Here is a 3,333-nt window from a genome sequence, read left to right on the forward strand (position 1 = left end):
CGTGGACGTGGAAGTTCTCGCCCGCGGTGTTCGCGCGCGGCAACTCGGCGGACGAGTGGATGACGATGGGCCGCCGCGTTGCCGCGGCTCCTGGGCGGCTGGCAATCGTCTACGGCGAGCACAGCGCGCTCTTCGGCAGGGATTCCGCAGCATATCTGCGCGAACTGGGGGCCGGGACGATTCCGATCGTCGCGGTGCCCAACGCGCGCCATCACCTGATGCTGGACGAGCCGATCGCCTTCGCGACGGGGCTCAGAAGCATCCTTGCGCTCTGGAGATCGGCACGCTGAATCAGTAATACCGGGTGAGTTCCTCTTCCCCGGAGGATTGTCCGAGAGCAAATTCCAGCTGCGCATGGCATAGTCTTCCGGTTCCGTCCCGCTCTACGGCTTCGGCATGCACCACTGCGACCCGACGTCCCACGCGCATCAGCGTCGGTGTCGTGCTGATTGCGACTGGTCTGACGGGGGCGAGAAATTGCAGATTCACACTGATCAGTCGAGAGGACGGTCGTGGCGAGATGGCGCGGGAGAGAGCAAGCTGTGCGGCCAGCTCAAGAAAGGAAGCGATCGCTCCTCCATGCAAGGCGGGCAGGATCGGGTTTCCAACAAGCTCATCTGTCGGGATCAGCGTGAAAGTCTCACCGCTTTGCGTCATCATGGTGCCGAGTAGCTTCGCAAAGCCGTTCCGGCCGGCACAAGCCTTGACTGCGCCGTCGCTCATAGATCGGCAGCCCGATTGATCGAAAAGACACCTTGGGCGGTCGCGATTAGGTGAGTTGGATCCGTATCCCAGACTTCGGTGCGTACGAACGCTTGGTGCTCGGTCGCGCCGTAACAGTGCGCCCATGCCGTCGCGGAGCATCTCGCCTTGGCGGATCGCAAATGGTCCACCTTCAGATTGAGGGTCGAGATTGCCAATCGCCTTCCCAGTCGGGACATTACGGCAACGCCGCAGGCCTGATCGATAAGGCTCGTCAACACACCCGTTGCTAAAGTCTCGTCCTCTTCAGCCAGCTCCTCGCGCCAACCAACATGTAGCGAGCTGAGGCCATCGCCGAACGAGACCATCTCGAGACCAAGCCTATTGCCCCACGGTATGTCGCCTGGTTGCAGGCTCCAGTCTTCAGCCACCATCCCATCCTCGTCCTGATCAGGCCTTGTCACCACGAAAGGTGGCCTTTGCCCCGTTTTTAAAAAACGGTACGGTTTACATAACTATTTCGAATTCCTAATGGCTATGTCCTCGCATGGAAACGCGGTCGAATAAATTTCTGGTGCTCTTAGTGACAGGCGTTCTGCTGAGTACGCTCCTGATCTTCACCCTGAGGCTGTTTGATGCACGCGATGGAGACGGCAACCCCTATATGATCCGCTTCACCGGAAGCGTTGCCGGTCTCGAAAATGGATCGTCGGTGACCTTCTCGGGTGTGCCGGCCGGTCATGTCACGTCGATACGGTTCGACAAGGAGGATCCGTCAGCGGTTCTCGTCACCGTCAACCTTGACCCACGGATCCCCATCGTCGCAGGCGTAAAAGCGTCGATCGCAAGATCGGCACTGGCCGGCACCGCGAACATCAGCCTCGAGGGCGCCACATCTGGTGCGCCCCCGATCGTTGCGGCGAGCGACGGGGAGCTTCCTATCATTCCCGCCAAGGAAGGCGGGCTCCTTGGCGGCGGAGGGGACCCCGTCGCACTGGTCGAGAAGATCAGCCGAACTGTGGATTCTGTTTCTCGCAACTTCGACGCCGCTCAGCAGCAGCGGGCCAGCGATCGACTGGCGGCGCTTGTGGAGAGTTCCGCCGGTTGGGCAGACAAAGCCGGAGCAGCGTCCGATGCTCTCACCGGTGCGCGCGGCCGCGTGATTGCCGTGGGAGACGCCTTGCAGCGATCCCGCGACAGCGCCCAACAGCTGAGAGCGGCAGTGGACGAACGCAGCGCGACCGTTCTCGCGAGAGCGAACCGCACGTTGCTGAACGCTCGAGACGGAGCCGAGCGATTTACGGCGCGCGTTGAGGCGGTTCGACCCGCGATCCGCGGCACGACTGCCAAACAGGCTCAACTGCGTGAGACCATTCGTTCAGCAAGGAACAAGGTCGGTGCTGTCAGGGATACGGCCGTTCGCATCGATCAGGAGGGACTGGGCGTGGGTGCTCCGTCTCTTCCCGTCTACAAGCCAACGTCACAGGATTGAGCGACGGCGATACAAAAGCACAGCCTTGGGCTGAGATCGAGCTGGCAGGCGAGCAAGCGACCCTCTCGGTGTGATTTCTCGTCAACCTGTCCGGATCAGGCTACCGTCGATCCAGGAGAACGAGATTGACCGACAACAAAAAGAAAGGTCGGCCCAGGAAGATGGGCAGACCCACGACCGAGGATGCGCTTCGTCTGACCTCGCATATTCTCAAGAGCGCCCGCGAGCTGTTCTTCGCACACGGGTTTGACGGCGCCAGTGCGGACATGATCGCCGAGCAGGCGCGCATCTCGAAGCGGACCTTGTACGCCCGCTTCGGCAGCAAGGCGCGCGTGTTCGAGGCAGTGATCCTCGACGAGATCGATACGCAGCTGCGCGCGCTCGAACCTTCCGGCAGCGACGAACCCGACATCCGATCGCGGCTTCGCGTGATCGCCGATCGCCTGCTCGAGTGGCTGCTGACGCCGCGGATCACCTCCATGGAACGCGTCGTCATCGCGCAGGCCGTGCGCTTTCCAGCGCTTGCGGCGAACATCCACGACTTTGGCTACCAGCGGGCCGTGCAGTGGGTGGCCTCGATCCTCGCCCATGCCGATGCAAAGGGTGAGCTATCGCTGGCAGACCCGGTGTTTGCTGCCGAACAGTTCGTTACCCTCGTGGTGGTAGCACCCATGCGCCGTGCAGCGCTCGGGCTGTCTCCTCCCGCGTACGACGATGCCGCACGCGATCGTATCTCGCGCGGTATCGACCTGTTCCTCGATGGCTGCCGTCCGCGCGAGGCGGATGGTTGCAGCGCCTGATGTCCACCGCGGACGACGAGCCTCAGATCGGTGAGCGCACGCGCCTGGCCGAACTCATCCAGATCATGGGCCGCCACGGCCTGAACGGGCTCGCCTTGCGCCTTGGCCTGCTGCCCGGTCGCTCAGAGCAGCCGGTAGACCTCGGTACGCCCGAGCGGGTCGTCGCGTTGCTACGAGACCTTGGACCTGTCGCGGTCAAGCTGGGACAGGTGCTCGCCACCCGCGAAGACCTGCTCGGGCCGGAATGGGTGCGCGCGCTGTCAACGCTGCAGGACCGAGTGACCCCGCTGCCGTTCGAGGCGCTGGAGCCGACGATCCTGGCCGCGCTCGGCTCCCCGA

Annotated in this window: 4 protein-coding genes and 2 pseudogenes; 4 read left to right on the forward strand and 2 right to left on the reverse strand. The window is 62.8% G+C overall.

Annotated elements, in window-relative coordinates; genetic code table 11:
* Window positions 1-290: pseudogene (locus AX702_RS22435) on the forward strand (alpha/beta fold hydrolase); the annotation flags it as partial.
* Between the two features lies 1 nt (window position 291).
* On the opposite strand, the gene AX702_RS05405 reads toward AX702_RS22435, so the two are convergent.
* Together AX702_RS05405 and AX702_RS05410 are read right to left on the reverse strand one after the other, a co-directional pair.
* Window positions 292-723 (reverse strand): PaaI family thioesterase, encoded by a 432-nt coding sequence (locus tag AX702_RS05405; RefSeq protein ID WP_066777144.1) that lies wholly within the window; start codon window positions 721-723, stop codon window positions 292-294.
* Window positions 720-1,133, reverse strand: a complete 414-nt coding sequence (locus AX702_RS05410) for a PaaI family thioesterase (RefSeq protein WP_197420500.1) — start codon at window positions 1,131-1,133, stop codon at window positions 720-722. Before AX702_RS05410 ends, AX702_RS05405 begins: the two co-directional genes overlap by 4 nt.
* A gap of 116 nt (window positions 1,134-1,249) precedes the next feature.
* On the opposite strand from AX702_RS05410, the gene AX702_RS05415 reads away from it, so the two are divergent.
* The 3 genes and pseudogenes from AX702_RS05415 to AX702_RS05425 form a co-directional block, all read left to right on the forward strand.
* Window positions 1,250-2,194: an MlaD family protein gene (locus AX702_RS05415; RefSeq protein ID WP_066777154.1), complete on the forward strand. Its 945-nt coding sequence runs from the start codon at window positions 1,250-1,252 to the stop codon at window positions 2,192-2,194.
* Between the two features lie 125 nt (window positions 2,195-2,319).
* Entirely contained in the window at window positions 2,320-2,994 is a 675-nt protein-coding gene (locus AX702_RS05420; protein WP_231731735.1) for a TetR/AcrR family transcriptional regulator, read from the forward strand.
* Window positions 2,994-3,333 (forward strand): annotated as a pseudogene (locus AX702_RS05425) (ABC1 kinase family protein); the annotation flags it as partial. The gene AX702_RS05420 and the pseudogene AX702_RS05425, both read left to right, overlap by 1 nt.

Origin of the sequence: Sphingomonas sp. CCH5-D11, from assembly GCF_001557395.1 — a bacterium.
Taxonomy (GTDB): Bacteria; Pseudomonadota; Alphaproteobacteria; order Sphingomonadales; family Sphingomonadaceae; genus Sphingomonas.

Bases quoted from the DNA above. Each gene is read 5' to 3' on its own strand.
- AX702_RS05405 (WP_066777144.1), bottom strand. From the start codon at position 723: ATGAGCGACGGCGCAGTCAAGGCTTGTGCCGGCCGGAACGGCTTTGCG.
- AX702_RS05415 (WP_066777154.1), top strand. From the start codon at position 1,250: ATGGAAACGCGGTCGAATAAATTTCTGGTGCTCTTAGTGACAGGCGTT.